This window comes from Bifidobacterium choloepi (assembly GCF_010667615.1).
Classification (GTDB): Bacteria; Actinomycetota; Actinomycetes; order Actinomycetales; family Bifidobacteriaceae; genus Bifidobacterium; species Bifidobacterium choloepi.
Window position 1 is genome coordinate 339606 of the sequence record NZ_VYSG01000002.1, and the last position, 20242, is coordinate 359847.

The 20242-nt window shown below is 68.0% G+C and carries 17 protein-coding genes and 1 tRNA gene; 16 read left to right on the forward strand and 2 right to left on the reverse strand.

Annotated features, from left to right (window positions below; translation table 11 throughout):
- The first annotated feature begins 165 nt into the window (after nt 1-165).
- The 4 genes from F6S87_RS06490 to F6S87_RS06505 all read left to right on the forward strand — a co-directional run bounded on the left by F6S87_RS06490 (nt 166) and on the right by F6S87_RS06505 (nt 4717).
- A complete protein-coding gene (locus tag F6S87_RS06490) occupies nt 166-1899 on the forward strand; it encodes a midas domain-containing protein (protein WP_163227830.1) in 1734 nt (577 codons plus the stop codon).
- A gap of 120 nt (nt 1900-2019) precedes the next feature.
- Entirely contained in the window at nt 2020-3138 is a 1119-nt protein-coding gene (locus F6S87_RS06495) for an HAD-IIA family hydrolase (RefSeq protein WP_163227831.1), read from the forward strand.
- Nucleotides 3131-3997 (forward strand): TlyA family RNA methyltransferase, encoded by an 867-nt coding sequence (locus F6S87_RS06500; protein ID WP_163227832.1) that lies wholly within the window; start codon nt 3131-3133, stop codon nt 3995-3997. The genes F6S87_RS06495 and F6S87_RS06500 overlap by 8 nt, the downstream gene beginning before the upstream one ends.
- Nucleotides 3998-4066: 69 nt before the next feature.
- Nucleotides 4067-4717, forward strand: coding sequence for a potassium channel family protein (locus F6S87_RS06505; protein WP_163227833.1), 651 nt, complete (start codon nt 4067-4069; stop codon nt 4715-4717).
- Nucleotides 4718-4821: 104 nt separating this feature from the next.
- On the opposite strand, the gene F6S87_RS06510 is transcribed toward F6S87_RS06505, so the two are convergent.
- Entirely contained in the window at nt 4822-6312 is a 1491-nt protein-coding gene (locus tag F6S87_RS06510; protein ID WP_231129409.1) for a TrkH family potassium uptake protein, read from the reverse strand.
- A gap of 183 nt (nt 6313-6495) precedes the next feature.
- On the opposite strand from F6S87_RS06510, the gene F6S87_RS06515 reads away from it, so the two are divergent.
- The 3 genes from F6S87_RS06515 (at nt 6496) to F6S87_RS06525 (ending at nt 10300) form a co-directional block, all read left to right on the forward strand.
- On the forward strand, nt 6496-7494 hold the full coding sequence (locus tag F6S87_RS06515) for an NAD kinase (RefSeq protein WP_163227834.1): 999 nt from the start codon (nt 6496-6498) through the stop codon (nt 7492-7494).
- Between the two features lie 133 nt (nt 7495-7627).
- A complete protein-coding gene (gene recN, locus F6S87_RS06520) occupies nt 7628-9457 on the forward strand; it encodes a DNA repair protein RecN (RefSeq protein ID WP_163227835.1) in 1830 nt (609 codons plus the stop codon).
- A gap of 126 nt (nt 9458-9583) precedes the next feature.
- On the forward strand, nt 9584-10300 hold the full coding sequence (locus F6S87_RS06525) for an HAD family hydrolase (RefSeq protein WP_163227836.1): 717 nt from the start codon (nt 9584-9586) through the stop codon (nt 10298-10300).
- A 97-nt stretch (nt 10301-10397) separates the two neighbouring features.
- On the opposite strand, the gene thrC is transcribed toward F6S87_RS06525, so the two are convergent.
- The gene (thrC, locus tag F6S87_RS06530; RefSeq protein ID WP_163227837.1) at nt 10398-11882 is read right to left on the reverse strand and encodes a threonine synthase; all 1485 of its coding nucleotides are present in this window, start codon (nt 11880-11882) and stop codon (nt 10398-10400) included.
- Nucleotides 11883-12058: 176 nt separating this feature from the next.
- On the opposite strand from thrC, the gene F6S87_RS06535 reads away from it, so the two are divergent.
- The 9 genes from F6S87_RS06535 (at nt 12059) to F6S87_RS06575 (ending at nt 20119) form a co-directional block, all read left to right on the forward strand.
- Nucleotides 12059-13372, forward strand: coding sequence for a glutamate-5-semialdehyde dehydrogenase (locus tag F6S87_RS06535; protein WP_163227838.1), 1314 nt, complete (start codon nt 12059-12061; stop codon nt 13370-13372).
- Nucleotides 13369-13962, forward strand: coding sequence for a phosphoribosylglycinamide synthetase (locus tag F6S87_RS06540; RefSeq protein ID WP_196779137.1), 594 nt, complete (start codon nt 13369-13371; stop codon nt 13960-13962). The genes F6S87_RS06535 and F6S87_RS06540 overlap by 4 nt, the downstream gene beginning before the upstream one ends.
- Entirely contained in the window at nt 13959-14690 is a 732-nt protein-coding gene (nadD, locus tag F6S87_RS06545; RefSeq protein WP_163227840.1) for a nicotinate-nucleotide adenylyltransferase, read from the forward strand. Before F6S87_RS06540 ends, nadD begins: the two co-directional genes overlap by 4 nt.
- A gap of 184 nt (nt 14691-14874) precedes the next feature.
- Nucleotides 14875-15894 carry a ribose-phosphate diphosphokinase gene (locus tag F6S87_RS06550; protein ID WP_163227841.1) on the forward strand — a complete coding sequence of 340 codons (1020 nt, stop codon included), beginning with the start codon at nt 14875-14877 and terminating at the stop codon, nt 15892-15894.
- 119 nt (nt 15895-16013) lie between these two features.
- Nucleotides 16014-16084, forward strand: a tRNA-Gln gene (locus tag F6S87_RS06555).
- 166 nt (nt 16085-16250) lie between these two features.
- On the forward strand, nt 16251-17642 hold the full coding sequence (gene glmU / locus F6S87_RS06560; RefSeq protein WP_163227842.1) for a bifunctional UDP-N-acetylglucosamine diphosphorylase/glucosamine-1-phosphate N-acetyltransferase GlmU: 1392 nt from the start codon (nt 16251-16253) through the stop codon (nt 17640-17642).
- A 4-nt stretch (nt 17643-17646) separates the two neighbouring features.
- On the forward strand, nt 17647-18051 hold the full coding sequence (gene rsfS, locus F6S87_RS06565) for a ribosome silencing factor (protein ID WP_163227843.1): 405 nt from the start codon (nt 17647-17649) through the stop codon (nt 18049-18051).
- Between the two features lie 158 nt (nt 18052-18209).
- On the forward strand, nt 18210-18896 hold the full coding sequence (locus F6S87_RS06570; RefSeq protein ID WP_163227844.1) for a histidine phosphatase family protein: 687 nt from the start codon (nt 18210-18212) through the stop codon (nt 18894-18896).
- Complete coding sequence (locus tag F6S87_RS06575; RefSeq protein ID WP_163227845.1) at nt 18893-20119, forward strand: hypothetical protein; 1227 nt, start codon at nt 18893-18895, stop codon at nt 20117-20119. The genes F6S87_RS06570 and F6S87_RS06575 overlap by 4 nt, the downstream gene beginning before the upstream one ends.
- Nucleotides 20120-20242: the final 123 nt, after the last annotated feature.

The window sequence follows — 20242 nt, forward strand, 5'->3', positions numbered from 1 at the left end:
CGATTCTTCCGGCCGACCGGCCGTTCCCTTTATCGCGCAAAACGGCGTGGTGACGGGACGAATCGCTAAACTGGCAACCACAGGGTTTTACAGCAAGTCAATGACGGCGCCGGCCCCCGCGGATGCGACGGGACCAGGACGGCACCGGAGAACGTAAGGAACATCATGGCAGAGGAAAGCGGACGTCACGGCAACGGCAACGGCGGTCGCCGTTCGTACGGCAACGGTCACGGCGGCTCCGGTCGCGGCAACGGCGGCTACCGCGGTCGCGGCAACGGCGGCCGCAAGTTCGGCGGCAACCGCAACGGCTCCGGCCGCGGCGGCAACTTCCACCGCAACGGCGGCGGCTTCAAGCGCAACAACGGCCAGCGTCGCGACGAGCGCGGCGACTCGGCTTCCGAGGACGGCGAGGGCGGCCAGCGCCGCTCCTACGGCAACCGTCCGTACGGCAACCGCGGCAACCGCGACTTCTCGAACGGCGGCCGCGGCGGCAACCGTCGTTACGGCAACGGCAATGGTCGTGGCGGCTACGGCCACGGCGGCCCGCGTCGTCACGACGACCGCGACTTCAACCGCGACGACCGTCGTGACGGTGGCCGCGACTACAACCGCGGCGACCGCGACCGTCGCGACGAGCGCGGCAACCGTTCCTACGGCGGCCACTCCAATGGCGGCAACCGCCACTACAACGATCATGGCAATGGCGGCTACCGCGGAGGCAAGGGCGGCGGTCGTTCCGACCGTCGCGACGACCGTCGCAATGACCGCCGCAACGAGCATGGCGATCGTCCGCAGCGCCGCGAGTTCACTTCCGAGGAGAAGCAGCAGTACCGCGAGCAGAAGCGCCACGAGTACATGTCGCATTCGCGTCGCAACTCCGACGGCACCGTCAGCTTCCCGTCGCAGAATCCGTACACCGACCGTCGCCAGGGCGAGCCGAAGATGCCGGCCGGCCTCGAATGGAGCATGCTGAGCAAGGACGAACGCGAACGCCTGCGCGGCCTGTCGAAGGAACACGCCGAGAACATCGGCCTGCACATCCTCGCCGCGTTCACGCTCGAGGAAAGCGACCCCGACTGGGCGCTGGCGCATGCCAAGTGGGCGGCGCAGCAGGCCTCCCGCATCGACTTCACCCGCGAGACGCTGGCGCTCGTCTCCTACCGCCAGGGCGACTACAAGCTCGCGCTGCGCGAATTCAAGACCGCCTACCGCATGAACGGCTACCTCGACTACTTGCCGTTCATCGCCGACTGCGAACGCGGCCTCGGCGAACCGAAGAAGGCGATCGAGCTGGCCCAGTCCGACGACGCGAAGAAGCTGCAGGGCGAGGCGAAGGTCGAGATGTTCCTCGTCTACGCCGGCGCACTCGCCGACCTCGAGATGTGGAACCAGGCCATCGAGATCGTCTCGAAGCTCGTCCACTCGAAGGGACTGCCGGGCGAATACAAGATGCGCGCGCTGCAGGCCGAGCAGTACTTCCTCGAGCAGTCCGGCCGCTCCGACGAGGCCGTCGCGCTCGACGAGATGCTCGACAAGTTCGAGGACCAGTTCGCCGACGTCGAACCCGACGAGAACGACGACACGTTCGTCGTCGACTACGACGTCGAGGACCTGCCCGAGGACCTGCAGGCCAAGCTCGGCGTGACGAAGGACGACGCGCAGTACGCCCCGTTCGACAACGAGTCCGGCGTCAACATGGACGACGAGACGCGCAACGACGAGGAAGAGCAGCTCGCCGGCGCCGAACTCGACGAGGAACCGGCGAAGATGGCCGAGGACAACGACGAGATGGACGAGGAAGGCACGATGGGCGATCCCGACCTGTCCGACGAGGACGACATCCGCCAGGAAGCGGAAGTCGGCGACGTCGAGGAGCAGATCAAGGAAGAGCTCGAGTAGTTTTCGACGATATCCGGCGGCTGCCGCCGGACCACGACCGCGAGGCGGCGACGGCACGTGCCGTCGCCGCCGTCGCATGCCGGACGGCCGCCGACGCCGTCCGGACCAAGGAGACACAACATGGCATTGAAATCGACCGACGAGCCGCTGTCGCTGACGTACCGGCTGGCGCTGCTCGACCTCGACGGCGTCGTCTACCGCGGCAAGAACCCGGTGCCGCGCGCCGCCGAGAACATCCGCACCGCCGAGGCGTTCGGCATGACGATCGAATACACGACGAACAACTCGTCGCGCATGCAGGCGACGGTCGCCGACCAGCTGCGCGGCTTCGACCTCGACGTCGAGCCGCACCAGGTCATCACGTCGTCCGTCGTCGCGGCCCGCATGGTCGCCAAGGCGTGCACGCCCGGCGCGAAGGTGCTGGTCCTCGGCGCGGAGCACCTGCGTGACGAAGTGGGCAAGCAGGGACTCGTCGTCGTCGACGGCCTCGAGGACCCCGTCGCGCTGGCCGGCGACGACGACCCGGCGACGGCCAGCGGCATCGAGGCGGCCATCCAGGGATGGTATCCGGAGATGACATGGAACCAGATGGCGCAGGTCGCCTACGCCGTCGAGGCCGGCGCGCGCTACTACGTGACGAACCGCGACCTGACGATTCCGCGCGAGCTCGGCATCGCGCCGGGCTGCGGCTCGATGATCCAGGCCGTCGTCAACGCGACCGGCGTCGAACCGGTCTCGTCGGCCGGCAAGCCCGAATCGGCGATGTACGACGAGGCCCGCGAACTGGCCGCCGCGCCGGGGGAGGACCTCGTCTCGGTCGCCCAGTCGCTGGCGATCGGCGACCGGCTGGACACCGACATCGAGGCCGGCAACCGTGGCGGCTACGATTCGCTGTGCGTGCTGACCGGCGTCACGTCGCCGGCCATGCTGATGACGGCGCCGCCGAAGCTGCGCCCGACCTACATCTCGCTCGACCTCGACGGCCTCAACGATCCGGCGCCGGCCGTCGCGCGCGACGCCGGTTCCGGCTCGCTCGACAGCGGCATGGACGGCGTCTCGTGGACATGCCGCGACGCGCGCGCGACGTTCGTCGCCGCCGATCGCGCCGTCGTCGTTTCCGACGCCCACTCCGTCGACGGCCTGCGCGCCGCCTGCGCGCTGTGCTGGGAGCTGGCCGACGCCGGCCTCGACGTCGCCGCGCTGACGCTGCCCGAATTCATCCTGGAGCCCAATGACTGAACCGACCGGATTGCCCGGAGCCGTTGCCGGCACGGTCCGCCTCGACTGCGCGCTTGTCGACCTCGGACTCGTCGGGACGCGCGCCAAGGCGCAGCGCCTCGTCAGGGCCGGCGCCGTGCGCGTCGGCGGTCCAGACGGCCGCGTGGAAACGAAACCGTCGGCCAAGGTGCTGCTCGTGGTGAACTCGGACGGCAACGTCGTGGCCGCCGAGGACCTCGTCGTCAACAAGGGCGACGACTACGTGTCCCGCGGCGCGCTGAAGCTCGAGGGCGCGTTCGCCGCGTTCGGCGAAGGCGGCACGCTGGAGGCCTCCGGAGAACTGGCCGCCGCCGACGCGCTCAAGCCGGCGGCCGGACTGCGCTGCCTCGACATCGGCGCGTCGACCGGAGGATTCTGCGACGTATTGCTGCGACGGGGCGCCGTGTCCGTCATCGCGCTCGACGTCGGCCACGGACAGCTCGATCCGAGGATCGCCGGCGATGCCAGGATCATCGAGATGAGCGGCGTCAACATTCGCGACGTGACGGCCGGCGACCTGCCGTACCGTCCCGAACTGATCGTCTCCGACGTCTCGTTCATCTCGCTGACCTACGTGCTGCCCGTCGCCGCGGCGATCGCCGCCGACGGCGCGCAGATGGTCTTCCTCGTCAAGCCGCAGTTCGAGGTCGGCCGCGAGCATCTGGGCAAGAACGGCATCGTGACGGACGAATCGTGCCGACTGGCGGCACTCGACAAGGTGACCGCCTGCGCCAGGGCCAACGGACTGACAGTCCTCGCCACGGCTCCGAGCCCGATCGAGGGCACCCACGGCAACGCGGAATACCTGATGCTCGTGCGCAAGCCGCAGGACGGACAATAGCGGCCCGTCGCGCGAATCGTGCAGGGGAGGGAGAATACTAGATGACAGGAACCGACGAAAGGACTGGCGATGGCCGACAGTAGAAGCGTACTCGTGGTGGGACTGGGACGATTCGGCAGCGCCGTGGCGACCACCCTGGATTCGATGGGGCAGGACGTCCTCGCCGTCGACAAGGATCCGGTGCTCGTCAATCGCTGGTCGTCGCAGATCCCGACGGTCCAGGCGGACATGACCGACGTCATCGCCGTCGAGCAGCTCAACGCCTCCGACTTCGACACCGCCGTCGTCGCCATCGGCGACTCGGTCGAGGCGTCCGTCATCACGGCCGGCAACCTGCTCGACGCCGGCATCTCCGACATCTGGGCCAAGTCGGTCTCGAAGGAGCACGCCCGCATCCTGCAGCGCATCGGCGCCCGGCACATCGTCAACGCCGAGACCGACGCCGGCAAGCGCGTCGGCCACCTCGTCTCCGGCAACTATCTCGACTACATCGAGCTCGAGGGCGCCTACAACGTCGTCAAGATCCACACGCCGGTGCACCTGATCGGCTACACGATCGGCGACGCGAAGGTCCTCGAGCGCTACGGCATCACCGTCGTCGGCATCAAGTCGCCGGGCCACGAATTCGAATACGGCTCGCGCGACCTCGTCATGCACCGCAACGACGAACTCATCATCATGGGCAAGCAGGACCAGATCGACAACTTCATCCGCGGCTAGTCTTCCGAACGCAAACTCTTTCCAGGATGTCGAGAACCCGGGCCGTCAGCCCGGGTTCTCGACATTGAAGAGGAAGTGGATGGACAGGGCCGGCCGTCGACGATTCAGCCGACGACGATCTCGTCGGTCGGATAGCGCACGGCCTCGATGTTGCCGGGGCGGCTGACCGCGTAGGCGAGCGTCATCGGGCCGAGACGCCCGACGACCATCGTGGCCGCCATGATGTACAGCGCGGCCGGATGCGTGGCGGTGTCCACGCCGATCGAGTAGCCGCCGAGGCCGAACGCCGAGCAGGAATCGAACAGCGCGTTCGTGAACGACGCGCCGGTGATCAGCATGAGCGCGAGCGACGCGACGAAGACGAGACCGAAGCAGGCCGTCGTGATCGAGACGGCAGTCATGATCACCTTCGTGTGGATGCGGCGGTGGAAGACGGTGATGTCGGTGTGGCCGGAGAACGACGTCTTGCACACGAGCAGCATGACGGCGAACGTCGTCACGCGGATGCCGCCGGCCGTCGACGTCGAGCCGCCGCCGATGAACATGACGGCGCTCATGAAGACCTTCGTCGGCTCGCCGACTTCGGGCACCCACGACAGGTCGAAGCCCGACGACCTCGGCATGACGGCGGCGACGACGGCGCGGCGCAGGTGCGCCTCGACGTCGGCGTTGGCGAACAGCGTCTGGTTGTTCCACTCGACGACGAGGAACCAGACAAGCGAGCACAGGACGATGGCGAACGTCGTGACGAGCGTGACCTTGGTGTGCAGGTTCCAGCGGCGCGGGGACTGGTGCTTGCGCGCCGTGCGCAGGATGTTGAGGATGACCGGGAAGCCGAGCGTGCCGCAGAATGCCGACAGGACGATCGGCATGCCGACGGCCCAGTTGTCGACATACAGTCCCGCGCCGTCCGGCGTGAAGCCGGCGTTGTTGTACGCCATGACGGCGAAGAACAGGGACTCCCACAGCGCCTTGCCGGCATTGTTGTTGTTGACGTGCAGCAGGCCGGGCAGCAGTGCGATGAACGTGATGATTTCGATCGAGAACGACGTCGCGAGCACGACGGTCAGGACGCCGCGGATCTCGGACAGCTTGTTCGTGCCCAGCTCGCTGGCCGTCAGCAGCCGCTGCGTTGCCTTGAGATGGTGGTTGACGGCCAGCGCGATCAGCGACGCGAACGTCATGACGCCGAGGCCGCCGAGCTGGACGGCGAAGATCAGGACGCCCTGGCCGAACATCGTCCAGTGGGTGGTCGTGTTCACCATCGCGATGCCGCACGTCGACAGCGCCGAGACGGCCGTGAAGAACGCGGTGTGGAATGGCGTGGCGTCGCCGGGCTGCGTGGCGCAGGGCAGCATCAGCAGCGACGTGACGACGGTGATCAGCAGGACGAAGTATAGCGTCGTCAGGCGGCCGGGATGCGAATTGAGACGATAGGTCCAGCTGCGCTTGCGTGCCCGCTTCTCCTCGGCGGCCTCGCGCTCGAAGACGTCGCCGGAGAACCACCAGGACAGCCCCTCGGAATTCTCCGAATTCGACTGCGCCTCGTCGAAGAGGAGGTCGACCGGTTCCCTGCGGTCCATGTCGTCTGCCATCGTGCCTCGCCGTCATCCTTGTGCGTCCGTGGCGCCGGGACGGCGCCGGCCGGACGATTGAACTTTTCCATTGTACAGATGTCGTTGGTCAGCCTTCCGGTTTGCGGTTAGGATGGGTAGGGAATTGTCGGGCAGGAGCCGGCTCCGCGCCGAAGCGGACCGGCACGAGTCGGGGGGAACCGGATGGGACAGCGCAAGGTCGTCGTCGTCACGCACGAGAAGCTGCAGGAGAGCGGCAACGTCGTCCAGCGGGCGGTGACGAAGTTGCGGGAGAGCGGCTTCGACGTGTCGATCGTCGACAACATCGACGCGCCGGACTTCGGCACCGTGCCGCCGACCTGCGGCGAGGACACCGAAATCGTCGTCGTGCTGGGCGGCGACGGCACGATCCTGCGCGCCGCCGAGCTGGTCCACTGCACCGACGTGCCGATCGTCGGCATCAACATGGGCCATGTCGGCTTCCTCGCCGAATTCGAGAGCTTCCAGATGGAGGAGGCCATCCGGCGCGTCGTCGACCGCGACTATTCGGTCGAGGAACGCCTGACCGCCCACGTCGACGTCTGGCTGCCGGGCGCGGACGAGCCGATTTCCGACTGGGCGCTCAACGACGTGACGATCGAGCGCGCCGACCGCGGCAAGATGGTCGAGCTGTCCGTCGACGTCGACGGCGTGGAGATGAGCTCGTTCGGCTGCGACGGCGTCATCGTCTCGACGCCGACGGGCTCGACGGCCTACGCGTTCTCGGCCGGCGGCCCGATTGTCTGGCCGGACGTCCAGTGCATCCTCATGGTGCCTCTGGCCGCCCACGCGCTGTTCGCGCGGCCGCTCGTCATCGGCTCGCACTCGACGTTCTCGTTCATGATCTCGGAAGACTCGACGTCGGACGGCTGGATCTGCTGCGATGGACGCCGCAAGCGCGCGCTGCCGAAGGGCACGAGGATCGACATCCGGCAATCGTCGAGCTGGCTGAAGCTCGTCTCGCTATCCGGCACGCCGTTCACGTCCAGGCTCGTGACGAAGTTCGACCTGCCGGTCGTCGGATGGCGCGAGCAGCGGCATTACGATCCGAACCGCACGGCCGTCTCCGGCGAATGCGAACGGCCCGACGGCTACGCGGGCTGCGACGGCGACGGCGGAAGGATCGATCCGGATGCCGCGATGAAGGCGCGCATCGACGACTGACATGCCGATCCCGGACATAGAAAATTTGTTCGAAATTAGAACATGCGTTCGAATTCTGTGCTAGACTGATTCCCGTCATCGTCACGGCGGACCGTCCGCCGGACCGCGGCGAAACGGAAAGGAATCGGTCGCCATGCTCGAGGAACTGGAATTGCACGACCTGGGCCCAATCCGTGCCGCCAGGCTCGTCCCTGCAGCCGGCATGACGGCCATCACCGGCGAGACCGGCGCCGGCAAGTCGATGCTGCTCAGCGCACTCAAGCTCATTTCCGGCGCCGGCGCCGACGCCGGCCGCGTGCGGCCCGGCAGCGCCTGCGCCTGGGCGCAGGGCGTCTTCGCCGTCGCCGGCGACCACGCGGCCGTCGCCCTGGCCGAGGACGCCGGCAGTCCCGTCGAGGACGGCGAGCTGTTCCTGTCCCGCCGCGTGCCGGCCGCCAGGGCGGGCAGCAAGTCGGGCAGGTCGAGGGCCGTGCTCGGCGGCAAGACGGTGCCGCGCTCGGTCCTCGAGCACGTCGCCCGCGAACTCGTCACGATTCACGGCCAGGCCGACCAGCTGCGCATCGCCTCGCCGGTGCGCCAGCGCGAATTCCTCGACGACTACGCCGGCAACGGCGACCTGAAGCGCCAGTACGCCGCCGACTGGAGCGCCTACATGGCTGTCGAGGACAAGCTGACGCGGCTGACGACGCAGCAGGCCCAGATGCGCCAGCAGGCCGACTACCTGCGCGACTCGATCGCACAGATCGACCGCGTCGACCCGCACGACGGCGAACTCGAGGAACTCAAGGAACGCCGTGACCGCATCGAGAATGCCGCGCAGGTATCCGAAGCCGTCGTGCACGCGCTGGCGCTGCTCGACTCGTCCTCCGTGCCGTCGATGGACAACGGCAGCGACGCGCCGGACGCCACGGGCTGCGTCGCCGGGGCGATCGGCGCGCTCGAGGCCGCGCACGTGCCCGGCGTCTTCGACGGGGCGCTCGCGGCGCTGGCCGACGTGCAGTCGGCCCTGTCGGAAGTGTCGTTTGCGCTGAGCGGCAAGATCGACGACGAACTCGGCGCCGGCGACCTCGACATGCTCAACGGACGCATCCACGAACTCAACGAACTGTGCCTGCGCTGGGGGCCGGAACTGTCCGACGTCATCCGCTGGCGCGACCAGGCGGCCTTCGACGTCGAGGACCTGGACGCCTCGCCGGAAAAGCTCGCCGACCTCGAGGAGCAGCGCGACCGCCGCTACGCCGCCGCGTTGAAGACGGCGAAGCGCCTGTCGAGAAGCCGCGCGAAGGCGGCGGCGGCGCTGTCCGCGACGGTCACCGGCGAACTCGGCGAACTGGCGATGCCTGGCGCGTCGCTCGACATCGCCGTCAGCGAGCGCCGCGGCTCCGCGCCGCTCGACGGCACCGGCGCCGACGACGTCGAATTCCTGTTCACGCCGTTCCCGTCATCGCCGAAGCTGCCGATGGGCAAGAGCGCGTCGGGCGGCGAACTGTCGCGCCTCATGCTCGCGCTCGAGCTCGCCTCGGCCGAGACGGCCGTCGGCCGTGCCGGTCATGCCGCCAGTTCCGGCGACGCCGCACGCCCGGTGCCGCCGATGACATTCATCTTCGACGAGATCGACGCCGGCGTCGGCGGCAAGGCGGCCGTCGAGCTCGGACGCAGGCTCGCCAGGCTCGCCCGGTCCGCCCAGGTCATCGTCGTCACGCACCTCGCGCAGGTCGCGTCGTGGGCCGACGCCCAGTACGTCGTGACGAAGACGACGGCGTCCGGCGACGATTCCCATGCCGCCGGCCGCCGGTCCGACGACAGCGTGACGCTTCCGGCCACCGAGACGACCGTCCAGGCCGTCGACGGCGACGACCGCGTCCGCGAGATCGCCCGCATGCTCTCCGGCACCGAATCGTCGACGAGCCGCAAGCACGCCCGCGAGCTGCTGGCCTCGAGCACGCTGGAACACGCGGCCTGACGCGATCGGCTGCCGGAACGGCTCGCGGGTCGCCGTTGCTGTTCTGCTAGATTGAAGTGATCCGCGGCCGCGGGTTCGCGGGGCTCCGCAACGACGGGGAGACCGACGACGAGGAAGGGGACGACGATGAGCGACCAGTACCGGACCGACCACTGCTTCACCGGCCACGACGGAGGTTCCGGCGCCGCCGTCGACAACGACGGCAAGGCCGCGATCCTCGACCTCGACGGCACGCTGCTCGACTCGATGGGTGTCTGGGAGCAGGTCGACTACGAATTCCTATCGCGGCGAGGATTCGTCGTGCCGGACGACTACATGCTGACGATCGCCGCCATGCAGTTCCGCGAGATCGCCGACTACACGATCGACCGCTTCGGCCTGCGCGACTCGCCGGAGGACCTGATGCGCGAATGGTCCGAACTGGCCGCCGACTCCTACGCCCACGACGTGCCGCTCAAGGACGGCGCCTACGACTACCTGTGCGAGCTCAAGGACAGCGGCGCGAAGCTGGCAGTCGCGACGACGCTGTCGCGGGACCTGCGCGAGCCGGCGCTCGACAACCTCGGCGTGCGCGACCTGTTCGACGCCGTCGTCGACGTCGACATGGCCGGCGCCGGCAAGAAGGAGCCGGCCATCTACCATCTCGCCGCCGACCTGCTCGGCGTCGAGGCCGCCGACTGCACCGTCTTCGAGGACATCCTCGTCGCCATCGAGTCGGCGAAGTCGATCGGCATGCGGGCGTGGGCGATGTACGATTCGTCCTCGGAAGACGACTGGCCGGCCATCTGCGCCGTCGCCGACGGCACGCTCAAGGACTTCACGACGGCGCCGCGGCAACTTTAGCCGCCGAAATGCAGGAAGGCGGCATGATCCCGTGCAACGAACACGGGGTCATGCCGCCTTCCTGCAGAAAAATGCCGGTCCGGGTGGGAAGTATTCCTCAGAGCCTGGCGGCGCAGTCGCCGACGTAGGATTCCATGCCGTCGACGTCGACGACGTCGTCGAAGCGGACCGGGGCGTCCTCGAGATTGCGCAGCATCGCCGGGATGGCGGTGCCGGTGGCCTTCGACAGCACGTCCATGCACTCGAAGTCGGAACCGGAGGCGTCCAGTCCCAGCGCCTCGTCGACGACACGCGGGAACTTGTACGGGGAGGCGGTGGCGAGCAGCACGCGCTTCGTGTTCTCCTCGCGTGGCATCTCGTGCATGACGAAGTAGCCGCAGGCGGTGTGCGGGTCGATGACGTAGCCGTGCTCGTTCCAGCAGTCGGCAATCATCGCGCGCACCTGGTCCTCGTCGGCCCAGCCGGTGTTGAAGACGGTGCGGATGCGGCGCAGCAGCTCCGGCGGCACCTCGTAGGCGCCCCAGTCGTTGAGGTCGGTCATCAGCATTGAGATCAGGCGGGAATCCTTCTCGGACATGTAGTAGAGCATGCGCTCGAGGTTCGAGGAAATCAGGATGTCCATCGACGGGGAGATCGTCTGGAAGAACGGGCGCTGGCGGTTGTACGTGCCGGTCGTCAGGAAGTCGAACAGGACATTGTTCTTGTCGGAGGCGACAGTCAGCTTGCGCACTGGCAGCCCGAGCAGCTTGGCGTAGTAGCCGGCGAGGATGTCGCCGAAGTTGCCGGTCGGCACGACGAACTCGAGCTGCTCGCCGAGCTCGATGTCACCGGCCTCGACGAGCTGCGCATAGGCGGAGAAGTAGTAGACGACCTGCGGCACCAGGCGGCCGACGTTGATCGAGTTCGCCGACGACAGGACGACGTGGTCTTCCTGCGCCAGCCGCGCGTTGAACGCGGCGTCGCCGAAGATCTTCTTGACCTGGGTCTGCGCGTCGTCGAAGTTGCCGCGCACCGCGCACACGCCGACGTTGTCGCCGGCCTGCGTGGTCATCTGCAGCTGCTGGACCGGCGAGACGCGCCCTTCCGGATAGAAGACGGTGATGCCGGTGCCCGGCGCGTCGGCGAAGCCGGCCAGCGCCGCCTTGCCGGTGTCGCCCGACGTGGCCGTGACGATCATGATCTTCTCGTCGTCGCCGTGTTCCGACACGGTGTGACTCATGAAACGCGGCAGGATCTGCAGCGCGACGTCCTTGAACGCGCAGGTCGGGCCGTTGAACAGCTCCATGACGAAGTCGTCGCCGAGCGGCCTGACCGGCGTGATGCGGTCGTCCGACCACTGTTCGCCATAGGCGGCACCGATGCATTCGCGTAGTTCGTCTTCCCCGAAGTCCGGCAGCAGGACGGACAGCACGGCGAACGCGATGTCCTGATAGCTCTTGCCGACCAGCGAGGCGACGTCGACGGTGGTCTCGCCGAGGGAGTCGGTCACGAACAGGCCGCCGTCGTCGGCGATGCCCTTGCGGATGGCCTGCTTCGAGGTCAGCGAGTCGGTCTTGCTGCGGGTGCTGTGGAACGTGGTCACCTGAAGTCCCTCAATTCATGTCGTGTGCTGTGGCCGCAATGGCGGACGCGGCCTGAACGCCTCTCATTGTATCCGCGGCATGGCCCGCCCGCGGGCGCGGTCCCGCCACGTGGATCGCGGCCGGGGAATTGGAATGCGCGGCGGTTTGCGGTGCGGGTCGGACTATATTGCTGTCTATGACGAATAGTGAATCCCAACCGCCGATCGCCGAATCCGAAGTCTTCGGGCAGGTATGCGCCATGGCCGACGACGCTGCCGCGGCCCAGCGGCGACTGGCACAGGCGAACACCGCCGACAAGAACTCGCTGCTGCTGGCCATCGCCGACGCGCTGGACGCCCGTGCCGACGAGATCGCCGGCGCGAATGCGCTCGACATGCAGGCCGCCTTCGAGGAAGGCATGGACGCCGGCAAGCTCGACCGCCTCAAGTTCGACGTCGCCCGCGTGGCCGACGCGGCCAACGGCGTGCGGCACGTCGCGTCGCTGACCGATCCGGTCGGCGAGATCGTCAGGGGATACAACCTCGAGAACGGCGTGCGCCTGCAGCAGGTCCGCGTGCCGATCGGCGTCATCGGCATGATCTACGAGGCGCGGCCCAATGTCACCGTCGACGTGGCGTCGCTCGCCATCAAGTCCGGCAACGCCGCGCTGCTGCGCGGCGGCCATGCCGCGGAACGCACGAACGCCGCCACGCTGCACATCATCCACGACGTGCTCGAGGACATGCGGTTCGACCCCGCCCTCGTTGACACCGTCGACGCCTTCGGGCGCGCCGGCGCCAACGCGATGATGGAGGCCCGCGGTCACATCGACGTCCTCGTGCCGCGCGGCGGCGCCGGCCTCATCCAGTCCGTCGTGCGCAACTCGAAGGTGCCGGTCATCGAGACCGGCGCCGGCAACGTGCACATCTACGTCGACAGGTCCGCCGACCTTGTCAAGGCCATTCCCGTCATCCTCAATGCCAAGACGCAGCGCGTCGGCGTCTGCAACGCCGCCGAGAAGCTCGTCGTGCATCGCGACGTCGCCGAATCGTTCCTGCCGATGATCGCCCAGGCCCTCGCCAACGAAAACGTCGTGCTGCACGCCGACGAGACGAGCTACCGGATCATCGACGAGGCGAAGATCCGCAAGATCCAGCTGCTCGAAGCGACCGACGCCGACTGGGACACCGAATATCTCGCGCTGGAAATGGGCGTGCGCGTCGTCGATTCGCTCGACGAGGCGATCGACCATATCAATCGCCATTCCACCGGCCACACCGAATCGATCCTCTCCGAGGACTACGCGGCAATCGAGGAGTTCACGAAGCGCGTCGACTCCGCCGTCGTCATGGTCAACGCCTCCACACGCTTCACCGACGGCGGCGTGTTCGGCTTCGGCGCCGAGCTGGGCATCTCCACGCAGAAGATGCACGCGCGCGGACCGATGGGCCTGGCCGAGATGACGACGACGAAGTGGATCGGCTACGGCACGGGGCAGGTGCGCAAATGACGGAACTGATCGTCGTCGGCGACGACAGGGAAAGCGACGATGCCGCCCGGCGCGAGACATGCGAGCGCAATCCGTGGGGCATGGACCTGTCGGACCAGCACGTCTACCTGCAGATCGCGGCCGAACGCCTGTCGATCGTCCGCTATGTCTACCTGGTCCAGATCGAGGACGGCATCGCCACCGCCGCCCAGCGTGCGTCGCTCGAATACGCCGACGCCGTGCTGATCGGCTGGCCCGAGAACGATGCCTCCGACCTCGTCACCCTCGGGGACGACCAGATGAAGATGGTGCACGCCCAGATGCGCGAAATGGAGGAGTACATCGCCAAGTTCCGTGCCATGGAGGTGAAGAACGACCTCGAGGGCATGACCGACGTGCTGATCCGCGTCACCGAACGCGTGGCCGAGGTGAGGCGCGCGTTCCAGCCGCGCTTCCTGCTGCCGACGTTCGCCGAGATCCGCCGCGTGGTCCAGGCCGAATGGGACGAGGACATGGGCCGCATAGACATCGAGGCCGGCGCCGACGGGGAGCAGGTCCGTCAGGAAACGCTCGAGGAGGCCGCCGGCGACGGCGACGGAGACAACCAATGACCACGACCGAACATACCGTGACGTCCCGCGACGCCGAACCCGGACGGAAGATGGCGGAGCTGTCGCAGCAGCCGGCCGCACCGGCCCATCTCGTCAACCCGCGCGGACGGCGCAGCGCACGCGGCAACTGGCACACGCGGCCGCGCATCGGCATCATGGGCGGCACGTTCGACCCGATCCACAACGGCCATCTCGTCGCCGCCTCCGAAGTCTCGTGGGTGTACGACCTCGACGAGGTCATCTTCGTGCCGACCGGCAGGCCCGTCTTCAAGCTCGACAAGGACGTGACGAACGAGGAGGACCGCTACCTGATGACCGTCATCGCGACGGCCTCCAACCCGAAGTTCACCGTCTCCCGCGTCGATATCGACCGGCCCGGCGTGACCTATACGATCGACACGCTGCGTGACCTGCGGGCGCTGTATCCGGACGCCGAACTGTTCTTCATCACCGGAGCCGACGCCGTCGCCGAGATCATGCAGTGGAAGGACGCCGACAGCATGTTCGACGTCGCCCACTTCGTCGCCGTCACCCGTCCCGGCTACACGTCGCCGGGCTGCGTGAAGCTGCCCGAGGGCAAGGTGGACGTCCTCGAGATCCCGGCGCTGGCGATCTCGTCGACCGACGTGCGCAACCGCGCTCGCAACGGCGAGCCGGTCTGGTACCTCGTGCCCGACGGCGTGGTCCAGTACATCGGCAAGCACGGCCTGTACCGGCAGCCGCGCTGACGGGACGCGACGTCCGGCGACCGATTCAGTCGTCGGGATAATCGCCGCATGCGCCGGCCGGTCCGGAACCCATGCCCCCGTAGGTGCTCCGTCGGGGGTATGCGCAGAACACGCATGTCTTGACCGGTCGGGCAACGTAGTTACACTTGAGAGCGGTAAACGGAGCGAAACGTTTGGAGACACGGTGAGCGCAATCCTCGAAGGAAAGCCGGACAAAAACCTCATTCTCGTCACGGGCAGGGCCCATCCGAAACTGGCGGCCGACGTCGCCGACCAGCTCGGCATCGACGTCCTGGAAACGACCGCCTACGACTTCGCCAACGGCGAGATGTACGTGCGGTACACCGAATCGGTCCGCGGCGCGGACGTGTTCGTCCTGCAGAGTCACAGCAATCCGGTCAATCAGGCCATCATGGAGCAGCTCATCATGATCGACGCGCTCAAGCGCGCATCCGCCCGCTCCATCACCGCGATCTGCCCGCTCCTCGGCTACTCGCGCCAGGACAAGAAGCACCGCGGCCGCGAGCCCATCTCCTGCCGGCTGGTCTTCGACCTGCTCAAGACGGCCGGCGCCGACCGCATCATGACGGTCGACCTGCACGCCGCCCAGTCCCAGGGCTTCTTCGATGGACCGGTCGACCACCTCATCGCGATGCCGGTCCTCGTCGACTACATCCGCGACCGCTTCGCCGACCGCCTCGACAACGTCGCCGTCGTCTCCCCGGACGCCGGCCGCATCCGTGTGGCCGAGCAGTGGGCGGCCCGCCTTGGCGGCGGCCCGCTCGCCTTTGTCCACAAGACCCGCGACATCACGCGCCCGAACCAGGCCGTCGCCAACCGCGTCGTCGGCGATGTCGTCGGCAAGGACTGCGTGCTCGTCGACGACCTCATCGACACGGCCGGCACGATCGTCGGCGCCTGCAAGGTGCTGCGTGAGGCCGGCGCCAAGTCGGTGACCGTCGTCGCCACGCACGGCGTGCTGTCCGGACCGGCCGTCGAGCGCCTGAAGAACTGCGGCGCCGACGAGGTTGTCCTGACCGACACCGTGCCGATCCCGGAGGAGAAGCGCTGGCCGGAACTGACGGTCCTGTCGATCGCGCCGCTGCTGGCGAGCGCCGTCAAGGCCGTCTTCGAGGACGGTTCGGTCGCCGAACTGTTCGACTCCTATCCGGAACATCACGGCAAGGGCTTCCTGTTCGCGTGACGCCGGCGTCCGGCGCGGCCTGCCGACACACGAGGAACGGCGATTTTCCGCCGCACCTTCCCGTTAGGTCGGCACGTATGGCATAATGAACACTTGGCGGAGGCGCAACGTCCCGCCGATCCCCCATGGTGTAATGGCAGCACACGGGTCTTTGGAACCCTTTGTCTTGGTTCGAGTCCAGGTGGGGGAGCCCATGGCAGGCGCCCGCGTTCGCGAGTCCCCTCTTCGGGAGGGACGGCGAAGGCGGGCGCCTTGCCGTAACGGCGTCCTGTCCGGACGCTCCGGAAGACGGTGGCCTTCCGGTACCATGAATTATCGAGGCCGGCGGCGTTGGGCCGCCGTCGTTGGAGGATGAAATGACGCTATCAGCGGCAATCGTGCTCGCCGCAGGCGAAGGCACGCGCATGAAATCGAACATCCCGAAGGTCCTGCACACCTTCGCCGGCAAGACGTTCCTCCGGCGCGTCATGGATTCGGTCACGGCACTGGAACCGGACCGTCTCGCCGTCGTCGTTCACTTCCAGGGCGAGCGCGTCGCCGCGGCCGCCCGCTCCTACGATCCCGAAGTGCGGATCGTCGACCAGGACGACATTCCCGGCACCGGCCGCGCCGTCCAGTGCGCGATGAAGGCCCTCGACGCCGACGCCGGCGGCGACGGCCTGTCCGGCGCCGTGCTGATTGCCGCCTCCGACATGCCGCTGCTGGATTCGCAGACGCTCCGGTCGCTGCTCGACTACCACGAGCGCAGCGGCGACGTGTGCACGGTACTGACGACGATGCTCGACGATCCGACCGGCTACGGCCGCATCATCCGCGACTCGGCCGGCGACGTGCTCGGCATCGTCGAGCAGAAGGACGCGACGAGCAACGAGCTCGCCGTGCACGAGGTGAACACGTCCGTCTACGTCTTCGACGCCAAGGTGCTCGAGGCGGCCATCGCCGGTCTCGACTCGAACAACGCGCAGGGCGAGTTCTACCTGACCGACGCGCTGAAGGCCGCCAAGCGCGGCGGCAAGGTCGGCGCGTTCGCCGCCCCCGATCCGCTCAGCGTCGAGGGCGTCAACGACCGCGTCCAGCTCGCGCACCTCGCCAAGGCCCACAACGTGCGCGTCTGCGAGCGGTGGATGCGCGAGGGCGTGACGATCCTCGACCCGGACACGACGTGGATCGAGGACGACGTCGAGATCGATCGCGACGCGACGATCCTGCCCGGCTGCTTCCTCCAGGGCCACACGGTGATCGGCGAGGGCGCCGTCGTCGGCCCCTACACGACGCTGATCGACGCTGCCGTCGACGCCGGAGCCACCGTCGAGCGTTCCCGCATCCAGGAGACGCACATCGGCGAGCGGGCGACGATCGGGCCGTGGACATACCTGCGTCCCGGCAACGACCTGGGCGAGGGCGCGAAGGCCGGCGCGTTCGTCGAAATGAAGAAGGCGCACATCGGCGCCGGCACGAAGGTGCCGCACCTGAGCTACGTCGGCGACGCCGACCTCGGCGAGCGCACCAACATCGGCGGCGGCACGATCACCGCCAACTACGACGGCGTGCACAAGCACCACACGACGATCGGCTCCGGCGTGCACGTGGGTGCTGGTAACCTGTTCGTGGCCCCGGTCACCGTCGGTGACAACGTCACGACGGGCGCCGGCTCCGTCGTCCGCCACGATGTGCCGGACGACGCGATGGTCTACTCGGAGAATACCCAGCACATCGTCGAAAACTGGAAACCTGCTTGGGAGCGTTGATTTCATGACCTCACTCGATTCATCCATCGAATCCGTCCGCCTCGCCGCCCGCGCCGCCGACAAGCTCAAGGCGACCGACATCGTCGCCTTCGACGTGTCCGGCGCGCTCGGCATCACCGACGCGATGCTGATCGCCTCGGCCTCCAACGAGCGCCAGGTCCTTGCCGTCGCCGAGGAAATCGAAAAGGACCTGTACGTCGACGGCGGCCATCTCAAGCCCCGCGGACGCGAGGGCGTCGAGGAAGGCCAGTGGATCCTGCTCGACTACGGCGACTTCATCGTCCACGTCATGCACGACGAGGCCCGCGGCTTCTACAACCTCGAGCGGCTCTGGCGCGACTGCGGGCAGATCGACCTGCAGCTGCCGCAGGCGCCGTCGGACGACGGACGACAAGATGCGCAGGACTGAGACAGTCGACTCGATGGGACGGTTCGCCGGCGGCGGATCGCCCCATTTTTCCATGTGAATGTTCGAAATCGGTGAAGAAACCAGGACGCCGGCCCCCGTGCCCAGACAATCCGGGACAAGAGCGGGTAGGGTGGCCGGCAATACACGGAGGTTTGGCAATGGGCAGGGCTCGATCCATCACGTTGACGCGGCATGGCCGCACATCCTACAATGCCGCGCACCGCATCCAGGGCTGGGTGGACATTCCGCTCGACACCGTCGGCCTGTGGCAGGCGAAACAGACCGGCGAGGCGTTGCGCAGGCTCTACGTCGACCATGACGGCGGTCGCCGCCAGCTCGTCGTCGCCTCCGACCTCCGGCGCACGCAGCAGACCGCGCACGCCTTCGCCGATCCGCTCGGCCTCGAGGTCCATGTCGACGAACGCTTCCGCGAACGCCATTTCGGCGAATGGGAAGGACGTCCCGTCGACGAGCTGGCGCGCGACTATCCCGAGGACTTCCGCTCGTGGCAGCTCAAGCAGGGCGGCGAGCTCAAGTACGGCGCCGAGCCCCGGATCCATGCCGGCACCCGCGGTGTCGAGGCGCTGCTCGACTGGGCGCAGCGGGCCGGCGACGACACCGACCTGTTCGTGTTCTCGCACGGCGCGCTGATCGAATGCGCGGTCCAGGTGCTGTTCGGCATGCAGAAGGCCTATCCCGACTTCGTGTCGCTGACCTCGATGAACAACGCCCATTGGGCGCGCCTGCTGCCGGCCCGTCTCGAGGATCCGTCGAGGTGGGTGCTGCGCGACTACAATCACGGCCCGGCCGTGGCCGACACCGACCTGTGGGAGAATCCGCGGTGAAGAAAATCAAGAACTTCTTCAAGGGACTGTCGTTCTCGCAACTTTTCGCCGGCGCGCTGGCCGCCGTCACCTCGTTCCTGCTGTCGGCCAAGATCGGCATCGCCGGCTCGGTCATCGGCGTCGCTGTCGGCTCCATCGTCTCCGCCGTCGCGTCGACGATCTACAAGAACGTCCTCGACGCCTCGGGCAAGAAGATCCAGGACGTCACGCCGTTCGGAGGTTCCGGCGACGAGGACGGCGACGATTCGTCCGGCGAGACGGCCTCCGACGGGGAATCCGACGAGACGAAGACAATGGACCGCGCCGCCGACGGCGAATCCGCCGCCGACGCACAAGCCACGACCGTCATGCACACGTCGGCCGACATGGCCGACGCCGAGACCACCGGCAAGCTCGCCCGCCAGGAAACCGTGGCCGCGACGGCCGCGATGGGCAGCGTCGACGGCACGACCGTCATGCCGGCCACCGACGGCGACGAGACCGCGACGCGGACGGTGGCCGGCACGGCGGCGCAGCCGGCGACGCATGCCGGCCGCTCCGTCTCGTCCGCCAACGTCGTCCGCACGAAGGCCACGCGGAGCGTCATCGCCGAGCAGCGTCGCGAAGCCGACCGCAAGACGCGTCACAACAAGCGCGTCGCCATCGTCGTCGCCGTCGTCAGCGCCCTCGTCGCCGTCGGCATCACGGCCGCCATCATCCTCGCGCTGACCGGCGGCGAAGGCACCGACACCGTCGTGCGCGACATCGTCCAGCCGTCCGCGACGACGTCGGTCGATTCCTCCGACAGCTCCACAACCGACGAGGACGGCGGGGGAGTCGTCGACGACGGCCAGACCGGACCCGACGGCACTGCGCCGTCGTCGGACGCCACCGGCACCGCGACGTCCGGCACCGGCTCGACGTCGACGTCGACGTCGACATCCGGCACCGGATCCACCGCCGGCACCGGCTCGACGTCCGGCACGTCCGGCGGCACCGGCTCGAGCGGCTCCTCGACGTCCGGCACCGACTCGTCGACCTCCGGCTCGACCGGCGAGTCGACGTCCGGCTCGGGCTCCACGTCCGACACCGGCTCGTCGGACGACTCGACGGCGACGAGCGGCACCGGCTCGACAGACACGTCGACCGGATCCGCCACCGGCTCGTCGGACAGCACGGCCAAGAGCGGCACGACGTCGGAATCCTCGTCGTCCGCCTCGGCGTCGACGCTGCTGTCCAGGTAACGTGTCGTCTTTCGCCGCATGTCTCTTCCCGGTGTCGGGGGGGGGGGGGGGGGGGGGGGGGGGGGGGGCGCCGGCGCGGGGGGGGGGGGGGGGGCGGGGGGGGGGGGGGGGCGCGGGGGGGGG

Coding starts and splice junctions, on each gene's coding strand:
- F6S87_RS06490 (WP_163227830.1), top strand. CDS start 166: ATGGCAGAGGAAAGCGGACGTCACGGCAACGGCAACGGCGGTCGCCGT.
- F6S87_RS06495 (WP_163227831.1), top strand. CDS start 2,020: ATGGCATTGAAATCGACCGACGAGCCGCTGTCGCTGACGTACCGGCTG.
- F6S87_RS06500 (WP_163227832.1), top strand. CDS start 3,131: ATGACTGAACCGACCGGATTGCCCGGAGCCGTTGCCGGCACGGTCCGC.
- F6S87_RS06505 (WP_163227833.1), top strand. CDS start 4,067: ATGGCCGACAGTAGAAGCGTACTCGTGGTGGGACTGGGACGATTCGGC.
- F6S87_RS06510 (WP_231129409.1), bottom strand. CDS start 6,312: ATGGCAGACGACATGGACCGCAGGGAACCGGTCGACCTCCTCTTCGAC.
- F6S87_RS06515 (WP_163227834.1), top strand. CDS start 6,496: ATGGGACAGCGCAAGGTCGTCGTCGTCACGCACGAGAAGCTGCAGGAG.
- recN (WP_163227835.1), top strand. CDS start 7,628: ATGCTCGAGGAACTGGAATTGCACGACCTGGGCCCAATCCGTGCCGCC.
- F6S87_RS06525 (WP_163227836.1), top strand. CDS start 9,584: ATGAGCGACCAGTACCGGACCGACCACTGCTTCACCGGCCACGACGGA.
- F6S87_RS06535 (WP_163227838.1), top strand. CDS start 12,059: ATGACGAATAGTGAATCCCAACCGCCGATCGCCGAATCCGAAGTCTTC.
- F6S87_RS06540 (WP_196779137.1), top strand. CDS start 13,369: ATGACGGAACTGATCGTCGTCGGCGACGACAGGGAAAGCGACGATGCC.
- nadD (WP_163227840.1), top strand. CDS start 13,959: ATGACCACGACCGAACATACCGTGACGTCCCGCGACGCCGAACCCGGA.
- glmU (WP_163227842.1), top strand. CDS start 16,251: ATGACGCTATCAGCGGCAATCGTGCTCGCCGCAGGCGAAGGCACGCGC.
- rsfS (WP_163227843.1), top strand. CDS start 17,647: ATGACCTCACTCGATTCATCCATCGAATCCGTCCGCCTCGCCGCCCGC.
- F6S87_RS06570 (WP_163227844.1), top strand. CDS start 18,210: ATGGGCAGGGCTCGATCCATCACGTTGACGCGGCATGGCCGCACATCC.